The organism is Prosthecobacter sp. SYSU 5D2 (assembly GCF_039655865.1).
GTDB lineage: Bacteria > Verrucomicrobiota > Verrucomicrobiia > Verrucomicrobiales > Verrucomicrobiaceae > Prosthecobacter.
On sequence record NZ_JBBYXL010000002.1, the window covers coordinates 536,838 to 554,328 of the forward strand.

Below are 17,491 nucleotides of genomic sequence, written 5' to 3' on the forward strand. Positions count from 1 at the left end.
GGCAGCCTTCTAAACATCGAAGCCAGTCCTTTGCGGGACTGGCTTCGTTTTTGGCTGAATTCAGCGTTCGGAGTGCCGCATTGATGTGGGGGATTGGGGAGCTTCGCAGCCCATTGATTCACACGCGCCTCACTCCTCCATCCGCCGCTTCATGGCACCGAGCATGTCTTCCAGCTTCTCCGTCACCACGGTGGAGGCGGGCACTTCCAGGTAGCTGCTGCGGGCGCGCCAGGTTTCATAACCGCCCATGGCATGGTCCGCCTCCGTGGGCAGATAACCATTGTAACCATTGGCCAGGGAGATGGTGAAGTGGCGGACAAACGGCGTGGTCTCTTTCAAGCGCAGGCCGATCTGCACAAACACCTCGCAGGGAATCGCCGCGACGCTGAGTGAGCCGATGCGGTGCGCCTGCAGTTTTACGGGCACCGTGTCCGGGAAGTCTGCCAGGAGCACCGTTTCACGGGCATAGATGGCTTTTTTGTCACTCCATTGGCCATCCTTGTCCCTGGGGATGGTGGCCAGCCATTCTTTCGCCTGGGCCATTTCTTCCGCCGTGCCTTTGCGAACCGCCAGCTCCACGTCCGCCTCTTCAGAATCCAAAGTCACCTCCTTCTCCCAGCGGATGGTCTCATAGGCACCCTGGGCCACCTCCGCCACATGCCCGGCCACGATGTTGATCTGCTCGCCAGGATTGCGTTTATACCGCAGGGAGGAGCCATAATTGATGTTATTGATATTCCCGCTGGTGCCGTTGGACATGATGCCGACAAAGGCCGGCTTGCCCGCATAACGCTCATCCTCGGCGCCCAGCCGCGTGCCGATTTCCCGGGCGAAGGCGCCAAAGTAGTCCGCACTGATGGCCGTGTTCCCGCCCACATAATGCAGGCTGTAGTTGGCCAGCAGGGCCAGGGGCCGCCCGTCAGCCAGCGCCCGCACCGCCATCACGGCCACATCCTGGTCCACGGGGGCGGTGGGCACAGACACGACGGGGCTCACTGCCCCCGGATTCATCCGCGCGCGGTCCGTGGTGATGCCAAAGGGATTTTCATAATATTGCCCCTCCTTCATGTGCCAGCGGCGGTTGAAAACGTGCCTTGGCTCACTGCCGAAAGCCCAGCCAAACTCCGCCGGCTCCAGGTTTTTCACCGCCTGAATGATCCCGGCGGCGATATTGGGAGCCACCGTTTTGACGTATTCGGGGTCGGGATCGCTCTGGAAAACGGCCGCCAGGGTGCCTGCCGAGTGCGTGTGGGTGGCAGAAATCAGCATATGGGCTGCCGGAATGCCCGTTTCCTGGCTGGCCAGCCGCTTTGCTTCCTCGCAAATTTCCCGGGGGATCATGCAGGCATCCACCACCACATAGACCAGGGCCCGCTTGCCATCGTGGAGGGCTAAGCAACGTGCGTGCATGGGATCAGAAATTCCTTTGGCGTGGTTCCCCTTCATGCTGCCATTGACCGGTGTTGGAAAGGTCGTTGGGGAGATATTCTGGGCAAAAGCGCCCGCGCGGAAGCCGGGTTCGGCAGCCCAGTTAAAGGAAGACACCGTCAAAAGACAGACAAGGAGGCAAAATCGCTTCATAGCCTTAGAATACGGGGATTGAGGCAGCTTTTGTGGCTGGAAACCGGGTTCTGAAGAAAATAAACCTCAGTATGAGGCAGAATTAACCATGGGCGTAAGCCCAATGGACAAAGTCAGTGAATGATTTTTCTGTGAAACCAAAAAAAATCTTTACTAATCGGCGCATCTTCTATGAAATAGCGGAGTTAATAAGCACTCGCTTGAGTCCCAACCCCAACTTCCGGCCCTAGTTTGCATCTGGCTTTTCATGAGTTCCATGGAGAGTCCCGTGTCTGCTATGCCCGGCTCAAGCCTGCACTGTCCCCCTGTTCAACGACCATATGACCACTCTGCGCCGCCATCGCTTCATTCTTAACCTCTTCCTCACGGCCCTGATGTGCCTCTGGCAGATCGGTCAGCCACTGTTGGCGGCCAATATTAATTGGACTGCAGGCAGCGCCGCCAATTTCAACTGGCAAGATCCCGCCAACTGGGACGCCGAGCTGCCAACCATCAACGATGACGTCTTTTTTCCGGCTCCATTCCCTCTTGCAGGGTCTTCCATCACGCTAAATTCCCTGAGTTCGGCGAATTTGCTGACCATCAAGGACAATTATGTTTTCAATGCAGGATCTCTCACTCTCGGGGCTGGCGGGCTCTACGTGGATTTTGCCAAGACATTGACTCTTAATTCATCTCTCGAAGGCTCGGCCGGTTTCATGAAAACAGGTGGTGGCACAGTCCGGCTCGGGAGCGCGGTCAACGGCTACACTGGCATCACCACCATTGCCAACGGCTCCGTTATTATCACCAATCCCAACCAGCTCGGTGCTGACAATTCTGAGGTCGTCATCACTCTGAACAACCCTCTTCTGAATTCCGTTGCCAACCGCGGGTATGGTGGCGGTTCCTTGGTTTTGGACGGTTCGGCTTTGGGCATGAATTTCACCCGTGACCTCTCACTTCAGGGCACCGGTCCGATTGGGGATCGCGGTGCGGCGGTCCTGAGTTTTGGCAACAACACCCTTTCCGGGACTATCAATTCCGGTGTAGCCAAGCCTGGCACCGCCGGGATCAACACCCGCCTCACCTCTGCGAATGGCACGCTCTCCATTACCGGGTCTTTGCAGGTCATTGGCACGGCTGGCACCACAGTCACCAGCCTGGGGGCCGTCACCACGGCCGGGGCCAATTTTTACAACCTGACAGGCGCCCTCTCCGGCACAGGCACCCTGGAAAAAACCGGGGCAGGCACGCTTTTCTTGAATCCGTCCTCCACGGCATCATTCAATGGCATCCTGCGCGTCGGTGGCAGTGCAGCTTCCGGCCAGAGCTCGGTTCGCATCAATTCTGGCGGGGTGCTGGGCAACCGGACAGCCACTGGTACAGGCGGTGTGCTGGACATGAACGGCGGCGTCCTGGAAGTGCGAATGGATGCGCCTGATCTCCGGGTCAATGGCGGCACCAATGCAAATGTTTATTTCCGCGCCACTTCCACCATGTTTGCCGATCACGCCATCGGCAGCGATGGCAAAATTAACGGCACCGCCGTTTTTGGCAGCAGCTCGTTCGAAGACAACATTACGGTGACTCTTAACAGCCGTAACGGTTATGGATTCACCTTTGGGGCCATGGCGGTCAACGGTGGTGACAACCCTTCCACCTTCACCAACAACTCCTCGGGTCTGGTCACTTATGGGGGAAATTTCTGGAGCAATACCAACAACACTGCCAACCGCCTGCTGACCTTCAGTGGCAACGGCAATTCCCTGATCACAGGCAGCATCCTCGGCACCGCAGCCGCCTTTGACCACAGCGTTGCCAAGTCCGGGGCAGGCTCACTGACCCTGCTTGGCACAGGTTCAACCATTGACGGTACCTACAGCGTTCAGGGCGGTGCCCTGGTCATCACAGACTTCCGCTCAGTCACAAACAATTCCGGTATTATCAACATCGGTTCTGGCGGCACTGCCGGTGCCCTCATCATTGGTACAAGTGTGGCTCCGACCGCAGCCGGCCTGACCACCAGCAAAGTCATCAACCTCGCTGGTTCAACCGGAACGCCCAGCATTTATGCTAACCAGACGGGGCTTAACCCAGTCATCTTTAATTCGAACTTCACAGCTACCGCCACGACTTCAGCCAAGACGCTGACGCTCGGCGGTACCAACAAGGCGGACAACATTATCAATGGGAGCATTCCCAATGCCGTTACCGGTGTTGTCTCCCTTCTCAAAACGGGTCCGGGCACCTGGGTTCTGGCTGGAACCAATACTTACACCGGCACCACCAGTCTCTCCAATGGTACATTCAAGATCAAGGCCAATGGGGCCACCTCGACGGTTCTTTCCAGCGCCAACGCCATCAGTTTTGTGAATAACAACGTTTATGCGGGCGGTATACTGGAGTTCGTTGGCCAGGCCGGCGTGAACAACGTCCAGAACCTTGGCGCCCTTGCTGTCGATGCCGGTGCCAACACCCTCCGCCTCACCCCGGGGCTTGGCGGGACGGCATCGCTGGTCTTTGCCTCGGCTGGTACGGTCAATGATGCCGCCAGTTTGAACATCGTCGGCACCGGTCCTGGCAGCACGGTCACCATGACCGGCCTCGCCACCGGTTTTGTGAATCGCATGTTCTTTGAGGGCAGCGACTTTGCCTATTCCCAGGCCGGTTTGTTGCGCGCCCCGGTCTATGGCGACGGTGCTGGCGGCGCAGGATCAGACACGGGTTTCCACACTTCCTCCACCGTCCTCAAGAGCACAGATACCAATGAAATGACGGGCAGCTTCGCCACAAACGCGATGACCATTGATGCCCTGAAAATCGTCGGCAGCAACACACTCACCCTTAATGCAAGCCAGTTGCTGACCATCCGCACCGGCGCTGCGAATACGGACGGTTACATCCTTTCCACCGGCGGTGCAGCCGTCATCACTGGGGGCACGGGCATCTCGGTCGGCGGCACCGGCTCCCTTTCCATCCGGGTTAATGAAGCTTCTGACACCCTGACCCTGGAGTCTGTGATGACCAGCGGCACTTCCGGTGGCCTGACCAAGAGCGGCGCAGGCACACTCATCTTGAAAGGCACCAATGCGCAGACAGGCACCGTCTCCCTGAACGAAGGAACCATTCAATTGAGCGGTGTCGGCAGCACCATTGCCGGTAACAACGTGTCCATCACCATGCGTCAGGGCACCGTCCTGGATCTGAACGGTGTGACACCGGTAAACACCACCAATTCCTGGAACAACAACGGCATCCTGACCAACAGCGGCATTGAGGATGTCACCTTCACCATCGGTGGCAGCAACGGGACCGGTACCTCCTTTGGTACTTTCGAGCAGAAGGAGAATAAAGGGGTGATCAATATTACCAAAACCGGCAGTGGTGCCCAAAGCTGGCTGGGCACCAGCAACTACACCGGCGTCACCACCATCGGCGGCACAGCTCTGGTCACGGTGGAAAGTCTTGCCGACATTGGCAGCGACAGCGCCATCGGCCGCGGCAATGCCGCAAACAATGCAGGCAGCCTGGTTTTTAACGGCACCTCCGCCTCCGGCCTCGTTTACGCAGGCAACATCCGCAACGGCATCCTTGCCCTGGGCAGTCTGTCCATGAGCACCGACCGTCTCTTCACTCTGTCCGGAAGCGGGGTCACCCTTTCCAGTGCTGCGGCCACCAACATCAACAACGCCATCGTCTGGAGCAATCATGCGGCCATTGTCCATGGCACCAATGCGGACCGGACCATTATTTTCACCGGCACTTCCCAAGGCGAAAACACCTTTAATCCTCAAATCTCTGACAGCACGGGATTTGCCACGACGGTGACGAAAACAGGCACGGGCATCTGGAAGCTGGGCAACGCCGCCAACACTTACAGCGGTCCGACCACCATCACACAGGGCATCCTCATGGCCACCAATGGCCAGGGTCTCTCTCCTAATTCCAATCTGATTTTTGACGGTGGCACCCTTTATTCCCAGGGCAGTTTCCACCGAAACATCGGCACCGGCCCTGGGCAGATGCAGTTTTTGGCTCCTGCAGCCAATACCGCCCAGTTTTCCGGCGGTTTCCTCGGTGGTGACAGCAAGCTCACCGTCACCTGGAATGACACGCCGGTTTGGGGCAGCACCGCAGGTTTCCTGGATAACCGCAACGGTCTGATGCTCAACGGCTCCCAGGCGCGGGCCCAGGGTGCTACCGGTTCCATCGCTCTTTCTGAGGTCGAGCTCGCCAGTGATTTTTCCTTGGGTGCCGCAGCGGGAGCCGCATTTACTGGCAGCCTGACGTTGGCACAAAACAGTGCCAACGTGACGCTTGCGAGCGGCACTACGGCGGGACTTGTCGTGGGTCAGACGGTAACCGGCACCAACATCCCTTCCGGGGCCTATATCGTCAGCATCAACAGCGCCACGACCTTCACCATGAGTGCCAATACGGCAAATACTTCAGGCATTGCGGGCACTTACACGGATGGAGCCGTTCTGGCCAACACCCTGCGTCCGATCCGCGTGGATGACAACGGTAACACCGGTGCCGACTACGCGACCATCAGTGGTGACATCTCCGGATCAGCTGGAACTGGCATCCGCAAGCTGGGCACTGGCACCCTGCGCATGACGGGTGCCAATACTTATGATGGTGAAACCAACGTCAATCAGGGCACCCTGGTCGTCACCTCCCTCGGCAGCAACGGACCTGGCACCTCCAGTGTCGGCACCACGGTCAATGCCAACCAGAATTCCAATGCCGTCACCCTCGGCAATTCGGGCACCGGCGGCGGCATTCTTCAATACATCGGCCAGGGGGAAACCAGCAACCGCAAGATCCGCCTCAACAGCACGACCGGCAGCAATCAGATTCATTCGGACGGCGTCGGCCCCCTCATTCTTACCAACGTCGCCAACGACATGGTGGCCGGAGCCAAGACCCTCTTCCTGCGCGGCACGAACGCCCAGGGCAACATGATCTCCAGCATCCTTGCTGATAACGGCGGCACCCTCGGTGTCACCGTGGACAGCAGCGCCACCTGGATCCTGGCCGGTAACAACACCCTTTCCGGAGCCATCAACGTTACGGGGGGTGCCCTCGGCATCGGCCATGACAATGCCTTCGGCATTGATGCCGGTTCGGGCTACGGCCTCTTGACTATCTCCAACGGCGCGGTTTTTGCCTATGGCGGGGACCGCACCATCAACAATCCCATCACCCAGTCGGCTACCTCCAGCACCATTGCCACTTTCATTGGAGATAATAGCATCACTCTCATGGGTGCCTGGTCAGACCCCTCCACCACAAGCACCGGCCGTTTTATCCGCAACAACATTGCCACCGGTAAAACCCTCACTCTTAATGGTGCCTACATTGCCACTGTCGGCACGACCAGCCGCAGCATCGGCTTTGACGGTTCCGGGGATACGATCTTGAATGGCATCTTCAGCACGGTCAGCAATACAGACTTCGGCATCACCTATGCCGGCACAGGCACCCTTACCCTTGGTGGGGCCAATTCCTACAGCGGCAAGACCACCATCTCCTCCGGCACCATCATCCTCGGGGCCAATAACGTCATCCCTGAGATGGGCGGAACGACTGGTAACTCGACCTTCGACGGCCTCAATAACGGCCTCATCTTCAATCCGGCCCTCGGTCTCACCGCCACGCTGGATATGAAAGGCTGGTCGGACACCGTCAGCTCCATGACCGCCATTACCAATGGCACCATTGTCATTGACAACACTTCTTCCATCGCTTCCTCGCTCACCTTTGGGGCCAACAACGGCGTGGTCAACTTCGGCTCCGGCACCGGATCTTACACGATTCAAAACTCCGGCGGCGGTGCCCTTTCCATCTACAAGGCAGGCAATACCGCAGCCACCTTCTCCGCTGGGATGACGCTCACACACACAGGCATCACCGGTGTGACCGGGGGCACCTTCACCATAGCCTCCCCACTTAATGGAACCAGTGGCTTCAGCGTCACCGGCGCAGGCAGCATCCTGGCCCTCACGGGTGGCATTACCAATCCTGGGGCTGTCACCAGCATCGTGGTGGAAAACGGCGGCACGCTTAACCTTCTGGATGCCAAAGGCAGCAAGTTCAGCAACCTCAGCTCTCTGACCCTTGGTTCCCCTGGCGGCAGCATGACCTACCTTGGCCTGAACGTTGGCGACGGCGATGTTGTAGGTGACGAGTCCAATACGGATCTGCTCTCCCTCACGGCCCTGGGTACGCTGAACCTCTTTGCCGGCAATCAGATCACCCTCAATCTTACCGATGCAGGCCTGAATCCTGGTGAGACTTATGACCTCCTTACAGGCACTGGCTTTACCTCCGGCGTGCTCGCCAACACCGACTGGATCCTTGGAGCCAAACCCGGCGGTTTCAGTAGCATCACCCTCACGGCTGAGAATGGCCGGGTTTTCATCACCACAGGCAGCTTGGTCTCCGGTGACCTTTACTGGCGCGGCAGCACGGGGAACGCCACTTGGAATACCTTGATCAACTGGTCACAGGATAAAGCCGGTGCGGTTGACGCCACCACGACCCCGGGGCAGGGCACGAATGTCTTTTTTGTCTCGGACAGTGTGACCGGCAATGTCGAGACTACCCTGGAACAGAACTTCAGAATCAAATCCCTGACTTTTGAGCCGAACACTCTCCCAGCCAGCACACCTGGCTCGGTGACCATCAATCCCGGTGCCGTGGCTACAAGCCGTCTGGATATCATCCCTGAAGATTCCGACGATGGCATCACCGTCCCGACCAGCGGTCCCGCTACGGTCAATATCAATACCGCTGTCAAGCTGGGGTCCGACCAGACCTGGAACATCACAGGTGCCTCCACGCTCACTGTCGGTGGTGCCCTCAGCGGCAGTGGAGACCTGACCAAGGCGGGTGCGGGCAAACTCATCCTGGGGGCAAACGCTGACCCGACCTATGACGTTGGCACCGTCACCATCGATGGCGGCAATTTGGAAATGCAGCAGCTTGGCGGCCTCGGCGCCACTTCCAACAACAACGTCTCCGAAATCATCATCAACAGCGGTGGCGCGTTCTATTACACCAATGCTGTGGCCACCACTGCGCTGGCTCCAGTTCCTCACGACATCACCCTGGATGGCGGCACACTTTCTGTTGGCGGGGGCAACCACTTTTACGGCGGGGCCATCACCCTCAGCTCAGCTTCCACCATCAACCTGAGCGACAATAATTCCGCAGACCAGACTGGCGCGGCCCGGAATATCACTCTCACCAACACAGTCAGCGGGTCCGGCCGTCTGAAGGTCAACAGCCTTCAGGCAGTCACGACCAACTTGAACCAGACCGCCGGTACCCTGACACTGAATACGGACAACAGCACATGGACGGGCGGCCTGGAGATCCTGGGAGGTACTGTCACTGCCGCTAACGTGAAGGCCCTGGGCTCTGGCAGCATTCTGGGCGGTGGCTCTGGCCGCATCATTTTCGCCACGGCTGGCGGTACCACCTTTGACCTGACGCAAAACATTACCCTGGATGCCTCAGGCGGCATCCTGGAGCTGAGTGCGGACGCATCAGGCACCCCGCTGAGCGACATGACGGTAAACCTGACAGGTGTCATCACTCTTGGCAGCAGCAACAATGCCAACAACGCCCTGCGCATCAGCCAATCCTCAGATAACTTCAGCATCATCAACATCACCAATTCCATCGTCCTTGGCAATGACGCCAGCATCAGCTATCAGGGCAGCTCGGTGCGTCACCTGGAGATTCCTGCCGTTATTTCCGACGGCGGCAATGGCCACTCCCTGGCCATCAACGACGAGCGCGGTGCCTGGACTGTCACCAGCCGCACCGTGGCTCTGACCGGGCTGAATACCTTCTCCGGTGACATTTCCCTGACCGAAGGCACCCTCCAGTTCAATACGGTGACCAACATGAACGGCGCGGCCAGCAGCCTGGGCCAGGGCAGCGCGATCAACATGTTTGGCGGCACCCTCAGCTTCATTGGCGACGTCACCAGCCAGTCCACCAACCGCCCCATCACCACCACCACAGGGGTGGCCACCCTTTCTGCCAATGGCACGAATGGTGCCAGCATCACTTACAATGGGGCCATCAACGTGGGGCCTGTGGCAGACGGTGCCTGGCTGGTTCTCAGCGGCACGGCAGGCAGCGTCGGTAACATCAATGGAGCCATCACCCAGACGGGAGATTCAGCTGACTTGACTGTCAACGGCGGGACATGGAACCTCGGCACTGCCACCAGCCGTATCGGGGATGACGTCACCGTTTCGGGAGCCACGACCATCCTCAACCTTGAGAGCGGCCTGCTCCAGGTGCGGGATGACTTTACCGTCACCGTCAATGCCACGCTGAACCTCATGAACACAGGGGTGCTCTCCTACAACACGGCCACCCTCAGCGCGGATTCCACCCTGCGGGCGACTGGCGGGGGCATCATCAATCTCGGCGCGGACAACGCGATTGTCGTGACAGAGTTTGACGGACTGCGCATTGGCGTGGATGCCGCAGGTGTTGGTACATTCAACATGAACACCTACAGCCAGACGGTCACAGAGTTCATCCTTGGCAACCGTAACCTTGACCGCTCAGGCAACATCACCGGCAGTGGCACGCTGACCGTCACAGGGAACCTGGATCTATATGAAGGTACCATCTCCGCCAATCTTGCCAGCACCGGCACCACTGCTTTTGAGAAATTGGGGATTGGCACCGTTACCCTCTCCGGTAACAACATCAATCTTGCCTCCACCGGTTCCACCGTTGTGGCTGAAGGCACCCTCGTGCTGGACTACACCACGAATAACAATACCAAGATCAGGGAGCTTTCCGCGCTGGACATGCGCGGTGGCACCCTTGTCATCAATGGCAATGCCTCCAGCCAGACGACCCAGTCTGTCGGCTCGTTCACCCTTGCCAGCGGCGGCAACAACACCATCAACATCAATCCGGGCAGCGGCCAGACCGCCACGCTGAACCTGAATGCCATCACCCGCGCAGCTGGCGCAGGCACCGTCCGCATCAATCTTCCTGTAACTGGAGGTTTGGTTACCACCACCAGCCCAAATAACACTGCCACAGGCCTTTTGGGAACAGGTACCTCGGCCCAGTCCACCAGTGCCGCCTTTGCCACCATCAAAGACGCCTCAGGCACCTGGTTTGCCACTGCCAATGGTTCAAACATTGTGGGATTGGTTTCGACGCCCAAAAATGACATCAGCTCTTGGATTACAGGTGAGCACATCACCGATGAAACGACAGGCTTCACCGGCTCTGTGACGGAGGCATCGGTGAACAGCCTTCGCTTCGATGCAGCTTCCGGATCGGTGGTCAACATCGCCCCAGGGGGCCAGCTCGGCATTGTGAGCGGCGGGATTCTGGTCACGGACCAGGTGACAGCCGGCAGCCCGGGCATCCTGGGCGGTAAAGTGGCCACCGGAGCGGCGGACTTCGTCATCACCCAGGACAGCACACGTCTGTTCACGCTCTCGGCGGACATTAATTATACCAATGCCGTCACCAAGACAGGGAACGGCCCCCTGCGTCTTTCCGGCAGCAACGACTACACAGGCACCACCCAGATCCAGGGCGGCATTCTCCAGGCGGCGGGTGGCAATGCCATCGGCGATCTCTCTTCCGTGGTGCTGGCGGATGACCGCGTCAGCACGCTGGAGCTGCTGGATGATGAAACGATTGGCCGCCTAAGCGGCGGCAGCAATTCGGCAGGACAGGATACCCTCGCCACCGTCATTTTGGGCAGCCATACCCTGACCACAGGGAATCTGACAGGAGATGTGAACTTTGACGGCAAGATCGTGGGAACGGGCGCGATCATCAAGGTGGGGGCCAGCTTCCAGGGCTTCCGTAACATCAACGACCAGTTCACCGGACAGCTGATCGTCAACCAGGGCGGGATTCAGTTCTCCAGCATCGGTGCCCTCAATGCGTCTTCCATCACGATGAACAAGGGGACGGCAATGGACATCGCCAATACGGGCACGACCTCTTCTACCACGCGCATTCTGGACACCACTCCCATGATCCTCAACTCCGTGGACGGAGCGATGACAGGGACTGGCGGCGCGCCTCGCTTGGGCATTACCGTCCGCAACGACCAGAACAACAGCCGCGTGGAGACCATCGGCAACCTGGAGTTTAATTCCGGGGCCAGCTACCTGTCCGGGGATGCAAATGCCTCCGGCACCAACAACGCACGTGCAGCGCTGGCTGCCACAAACTTTGTGCGCAGCAACGGTGCCACGGTGGCCGTGCGCGGCCGTAACCTGGGGACCTCCACGACCCACAACATCCAGTTCCGCATCGGTGATGCGACAAACCAGACCAGCTTCATCAATGCGATGGTGGGCGGTGCAGGGGCGGCAAACACGCCCACTCTGAGCATTGTGCCATGGGCGCTGGGTGAAACGCACAACAATGCAGCTCTTGCAGTGACAAACATGGGCAACAGCCTGGTCACTTACGTCTCCGGACTGGGCTTCCGCCCGTTGAATCTGAGCACTGAATACGCCAACTTTGCCACCGCCGGTGCTACGAACAACACCCGTGAGGCGCTCACTGCGGATCTGACCGGTCTGGCAGGACGGACGCTTAACTCTCTGGTGCTGCACAAGAATACGGATGCTGCAGGCACCTTCAATGTGACGGGCACAGGTGCTGGCCAGACCCTGGCAGTGACGAGCGGGACGATGCTCTTCACCCAGGCCACGACCGCCGCCAATGGCAGCCTGCATGGCATCGGCCTGAGCGGCTTTGACAGCGGGATCACCACTGCCGGCAGCGAGTACATCATCTTCGTGCAGAATCCTTCATCGGCAGCCACCACACCGCTGCTGACGGCCACGATTGAATCGCCACTGACCTCCGCAGCAGACATTACCAAATCTGGACGTGGCGCGCTGGTCCTCACCGGCACGAACACCGCCGGCGGTGGAACCCGGAAGACGACCATCAATGAAGGCATCCTGGAGATCGCTGGTCTGGAGAACATTGGTGGAGATACGGGCGAGCTTGTTTTCGCCGGTGGCACACTGCGTCTGGGCACTGGATTTACCGATGACTTTGCGACACGGACCGTCACTATCCTTCAGGGCGGGGCGACCTGGGACACCAACGGCAATGACCTGTCCCTGGTGGGCAGTGTGGGGTCAGGCGTTGGAGGTCTGACCAAAACGGGCCTGGGCAAACTGACGCTGAATACAACGGCTGCCTATCAGGGGACCACAACGGTGAATGCTGGCACGCTGACTGTGGGCGTGGCGCAGGCCATCAGCACTGCGGGACTCGTCGTCACCACGGGCGGTACACTGGAAATGGCCGCTAATGCAACCGTCAGCAGCCTGACAATGGGACTGGGTGAAAATGCCATCACGGGTGCAGGCACTCTGACTGTGAACGGAAATGCGACACTGAACCAGGGCACAATCGGAGCGATCCTGGGCGGCAGCATGAATCTCATCAAGCAGACGGCTGCACAGACGGTTGCACTGACCAACCCCGCCAACACTTACACCGGTTACACTCATATCCAGAACGGTACGCTGAGTGTGCCTTCCATGAGCAATGTCGGCAGCGCCAGCTATCTGGGCAACCAGACAGGGGCCAACGCGACCATCCGCTTTGGTTTCGGCACAACGACCGGCACCCTGGCCATTCCTGCGGACGGCACGGGCGGAACGACCGACCGTCCATTTGACCTGGTCGGGACCACGGGTGGTGCGACCATTGACAATGACGGCACCGCTGCGCTGATTCTTAATGGCAACATTTCATCTTCGACCTATGGAACGAAGACTCTGACGCTGAGCGGCTCCACCACCGGCTTTAACAACGTCCTGGCGGGAACGATCACCAGTGGTCCGTTTGGTGTGGTGGCCGTGACGAAGGCTGAAGCTGGTACTTGGGAGCTGAAGGGCACCCAGAGCTATACGGGGACGACCTCGGTCATCGGGGGTACGCTGGTTGTCACTGGCACCGTGAACAACAGCCCTGGCTCCACATCGGTAGGAGCTTCTGCTGCTACGAACGGCCTGATGCGGATTGATACGGAAGGCAGCTACAGCTCATCCAGCTATTCCATTGGCACCAATGCCACAGGTGCCGGCTCCTTGCTGATTAAACAGGGTACGGTGGAAGCCACTTCTGCCAGCACCTCTGCGGGCATATCTGTGGGAACAGCCGGCTACGGCGCCTTCCAGATCGACGGCGGTTCATTCACCGCCAACCGGGTTAGCCTTTACAACAGTGCCACAGGCACCGGGGTGCTGCGCGTTAACGGCGGCACTTTGACGAGCAATGAATACATCATTCTCAGCAACCTGCGTTCGGAATTCACGGTGACAGGTGGCACAGTGGACCACAGCAATGCTTCTCAAAACATCGCTCTGGGCTACAACCTGGGAGGCACCAGCGTGATGAACATGGTGGGTGGTACGGTGAACAATACGGGAAGAGATGTTTCCTTTGGGCAAACCACGGGAACAGCCACCGGAATTCTTAACCTGGTGGGCGGCACTCTGACCACGAATGCCTTCACCGTCGGTGCCACGACTGCGAGCGCGACGATTAATTTCAACGGCGGCACCCTCAAGGCGGCCATTGATACCGCAGCCTTCATTCCTGCAAGCAGCGCTCTGAAAGCCTATGTGTACTCTGGCAATGCCATCTTTGACACGGCAGGCAGATATGTCACGGTTTCGACGCCGCTTCTGGCTCCGACCGGTGATGGCGTGAGCGGGTTGACCGTCGGAGCTGGTGGAAGTGGTTATTTCGGCGCCCCTTATGTGGAAATCACCGGCGGTGGCGGCACGGGTGCCACGGGTTACGCAGTGGTGGACCTGGATGATTCCAGCCCGACCTATGGCCAGGTCACAAGTGTTGTGATGACCAACCCCGGCATCGGTTATACCAGCACACCGACCATTACCCTGGTTGGCGGCGGCGGCACGGGGGCGGCTGTCACGGCTTCAGGTATTGCACCTAACGCCTCAGGCGGGCTGATCAAAAACGGCCCAGGGGCTCTTACGCTGGCGGGCGGTGTCAATACCTTTAACGGGCCAGTCGTGATCAATGGCGGCTTCCTTTCGGTCGGGGCCACTTCACTGCCAAACATCACCGCACTGACGGTGGGCACGGATTTGGGGGCAGGGTCCTTCAATCTCTACCAGGATGGCGTAGCGGCGGACTTGAATCTGCCTGCGAATGTGAGCATTATTCTGGGGAGCAACTCCAACAGCGGTGAGCTTGGGTTCAATCTGGGCGCACCAGGCGTCTCGGACCGCATCGTGATCAGTGGCACGGGCACGCTGACGATCAATGAAGGTAATGGCTACATCGCCGGCACTCCTTTGAGCGGCTTCGGCGTGGGGACTTACACCCTGATCACCAGCGCCAATCCGATTGTGGGACTGGAGTACCTCAAACTGGGCAGCCTGCCTTCAGGTTATCAATACAGTCTGTCCACCACAGCGAACACGGTGCAGCTGAATGTCCTCAGCATGGTAGCTGGCACCAATCTTTACTGGACCGGTGCGGTGAACAGCAGCTGGGGCGGCCTGGATGGCACGGCTTCCAACTGGTCTGAGTTCCCTGGCGGCACCCCAGATGCAGGGTTCGGCCCTGGGCCGACGCATACGGTCCACTTCAGTGCGGTCGATTCCGTCACCCCACCGTTTTCCACCACTCTGGATGCACCCATCAGCATCCTTGGCCTGAGAGTGAACCCTGAAGCAGGACCTGTGACCATCGCCCCAGGCTTTGGCGGCACTCTGACTGTCGGTGAAGGCGGTATTGACATCGCAAGCGGTGCTCCTGCGCTGACGACGATCTCTGCTCCTGTTGTGCTTGGCGCCAGCCAGTTCTGGACCGTAGCGGATGCAGGCTCTACATTAAGCATCAGCGGAGTGATCTCCGGCAGTGGCAACCTGACCAAAAACGGTGCAGGCACAGTGGTCACCTCCGGTATCAATACCTTTACGGGCAACGTCACACTCAATGCAGGCACGCTGCGGGTGGAAACAGAAGGCACATCAGGTCTGGGCACCGGCGCATCCGCATTGTTCCTCAACGGTGGCGAGCTCCAAATTGCCAGCAGCACTGCACGCGCTCATGCAAGGAACACCACCATCGCGGGAGACGTGACCATCTCCACCCAGCGCCTGACGGCGGGTGCAGGTGTGACACATACACTGGGCACCCTCAGCATGGGCGCTCATACTCTGAATGTTACGAGTGCCGTTTCGACTTCCGGCAACCAGGGGCTTGCCTTTGGGGCAGCCACGATCACCGGCTCCACGGTCTTCAACGTCGTCAATAACGGTCTGGGTGCCACCACGCTTCTGACTGTTACGTCATTGTCTGAAAGCCCGGCAGCTTCTGGCTATGGTTTTACCAAAAACGGGAACGGCACCATGATCATCTCCGATGCTGGTAACTACACAGGTGTGGTGACTCTGAATGAGGGTGTGCTTCGCACCAGCTTTAACGGAACCTCTGGTCTAGGAGTTGGGGCTGCAACACTGGTTCTCAATGGTGGTGAATTGCAGCTCTTCAACAGCACTGGTCGTGCTTATGCGCGGCCAACGACTGTCGGCGGCAACGTCACCATTACGCTCAACCGCAACAGCGGTGGTGCTGGCGTAACCCACAGTTTGGGAACTCTTGCCATTGCCAGTCAGACAGTCACGGTGCAATCGGGCACCAATGCGACGTCCGGTAACATGGGCCTGAACTTCGGGGTCTCCACCCTGAGTGGTTCCCCCACATTCCTGGTGACCAATAGTACCGCTGGAGCGACCACTGTGCTGACTCTTGGCGCTTTGAGCGACGGTGGTGTCGCCCGGACACTGACCAAACAGGGAAATGGCACCATGACCCTGACGACAGCCGCAGCCGGGCTGATTGACGGGACGCAGGTCAATATCGAAGGCGGCAGACTGAACTCCAACAACGCCACCGCTCTGGGCAGCCTGGCCAATGTCACGGTCTCCTCCGGTGCAACCTTCGGCGTAGGGGCTACCCAGACTTTGGGCGCTCTGAATGGTGCCGGGTCTTTGGAGATCAATGCCGGTCTGAATCTGACCGTCGGCAGCACGAACAACCTGGATTCGGCATTCAGTGGTGTCATTGCAACCACGACTGCCGGACTGACCAAGGCCGGAACGGGAGTTTTTGCCATGAGTGGTAACAACCTTTACACCGGGGACACTGCGGTGAATGCAGGTACCCTCCTGGTGAACAACACCGCAGGCTCCGGAACGGGTGGCGGTAACGTTACCGTCGCTGCCGCAGCCACCCTAGGCGGTGTTGGCAGCATCTCCGGCGGCGTCACGCTGGCCGCCGACGCGACGCTTTCTCCAGGCTCCATCAATATGGGGGTGAGCACACTGGGCCAGCTCACGGTGGGTACGTTGACTGCAGATACCACGTCTTCCGTCTTCCTTCAGCTCGGTCTGCCGAGCCTCTCAGACGCCGCCAACGTGGCTCTTTACGAAAACAGCACGCCTCCAGCCCCGGTGCTCGAAGCCTGGACCAGCGCCTATCAGGCAGGGACAACCCAGCATGACCAGGTATTCATCGAAAACATGAGCGGATCTTCGGTGAATGCTGTCATCAATGTGACACTTGCAGACGGATATTCGGATCTGGCATATGGTGATGTCTTCCATCTTGTTGACTGGAGCACCCTGGGGACCACAAGCTTTTCGGGCACCCCTGCGGCATTGAACCTTCCTACACTGACAGGTTCGTTGAATTGGAACACCACCCTCTTTAACAGCCACGGCATCGTGTTTGTCATGATTCCGGAGCCAAGCCGGATGCTGCTGCTTTTCCTGGGTCTGATGGGACTGTTCTTCCGCCGCCGCCGCCATTGAGAAGACAAGACTGAGCTTGTTGTAAAATAAAT

Annotated in this window: 2 protein-coding genes; one reads left to right on the forward strand and one right to left on the reverse strand. The window is 58.8% G+C overall.

What is annotated here, in order from left to right; translation table 11 throughout:
• Positions 1-129: 129 nt before the first annotated feature.
• Entirely contained in the window at positions 130-1,581 is a 1,452-nt protein-coding gene (locus tag WJU23_RS04780) for a neutral/alkaline non-lysosomal ceramidase N-terminal domain-containing protein (RefSeq protein WP_346331395.1), read from the reverse strand.
• A gap of 320 nt (positions 1,582-1,901) precedes the next feature.
• On the opposite strand from WJU23_RS04780, the gene WJU23_RS04785 reads away from it, so the two are divergent.
• On the forward strand, positions 1,902-17,459 hold the full coding sequence (locus tag WJU23_RS04785; protein ID WP_346331396.1) for an autotransporter-associated beta strand repeat-containing protein: 15,558 nt from the start codon (positions 1,902-1,904) through the stop codon (positions 17,457-17,459).
• Positions 17,460-17,491: the final 32 nt, after the last annotated feature.